We start from the raw sequence: 1,236 nt of genomic DNA, 5'->3' as shown, positions 1-1,236 counted from the left end.
GTGATCCTAGACAAAAAAGTGGACAAAGATTCCCTCTAAAGCTAACGTAAAATTAACTTTGGAGCACACTTATGGCTAAACGCTTTAGTCAGGAATTTAAACAGCAAGCAATCGATTATGCACTTGCGAACTCACATGAACCATTAGCAACAATTGCAGGTAAACTCGGTGTTGGTTACTCCACTTTAGATAAATGGATACGTACAGCGAGTACTGAAGGTTCAAGCAAACGAGCACTTTCACCAGAGCAACAAGAAATTCTCACTTTGAGAAAAGAAATCAAACAGCTCAAAGAGGCAAATGACATCTTTAAAAAAGTACATGTGTACTTTCTCACGGATCAAGCCAAGAAAAGTACACGGTAATTCACGAGATGAAAACAAATGGGATTACTGTATCTATTGCTTGCCAGTGTTTAGCGGTCAGCCCTTCAGGTTATTATGCTTGGCGTAAAAGAAAACATACGTTAAGGCAAAACTATGATGATCTCAAGGCAGTTTATTGGCAACACCATGCACGTTTAGGAGCCCCATCTCTAGTCCATGATATGCATGATTTGGGCTATAGCATGAGTGAGCGTACTGTAGGTAGAATGTTAAGTAAGCTAAGATTACGTAGTAAAATCGCTCGTAAATACAAGCATACAACGGATTCAAATCACCGTTTACCAACAGCACCAAACTTGTTAAATCGTCAATTTGCAGTGTCTAAGCCAAATAAGGTTTGGACGACTGACATTACGTATATTCGTACAAAGGAAGGTTGGCTGTATTTATGTGTAATGTTGGACTTGTTTAGTCGACGTATCGTGGGTTGGCAAACCAGTACACGAATAGATCGTCAATTGGTCTGTGATGCATTTAACTACGCACTTGCACGTCAAGGTTATCCTAAAGGTATGATGGTACATTCCGATCAAGGAAGCCAGTACTGTAGCCGTGATTTTAGAGCCTTACTGCTGACAAATGATGCGGTCCAAAGCATGTCGCGTCGAGGGAACTGTTGGGACAATGCTGTTATGGAAAGCTTTTTTCACACACTCAAAGGGCATGTTGTACATGACAGTGTATTTTCTACAAGAAAAGAGGCTAATTCAGTCTTGTTCGAGTATATTGAAATTTACTACAATCGGATTAGACGACATTCTGCAAATGGTTGGTTAAGCCCTGAGGCTTTTGAACAAAACTATTTGAAATCTTTAGAGGGATCGAATCTCCACAATTCTGTCTAGGATCA

The 1,236-nt window shown here is 40.0% G+C and carries 1 protein-coding gene; it reads left to right on the top strand.

From position 1 onward, the window contains the following. Nucleotides 1-71: 71 nt before the first annotated feature. Nucleotides 72-1,231 (top strand): IS3 family transposase gene (locus tag I2F17_RS12490; RefSeq protein WP_211140163.1). Its coding sequence is split into 2 segments (ribosomal slippage): nt 72-318 and nt 318-1,231, totalling 1,161 coding nucleotides; the frame shifts between segments, so codons are not numbered across the junction. Nucleotides 1,232-1,236 lie beyond the last annotated feature (5 nt).

Source organism: Acinetobacter baretiae (genome assembly GCF_015627105.1).
GTDB classification, from domain to species: Bacteria; Pseudomonadota; Gammaproteobacteria; order Pseudomonadales; family Moraxellaceae; genus Acinetobacter; species Acinetobacter baretiae.
The sequence above is the reverse complement of the archived record's forward strand: the minus strand, read 5'-3'. Positions and strand labels throughout refer to the sequence as shown.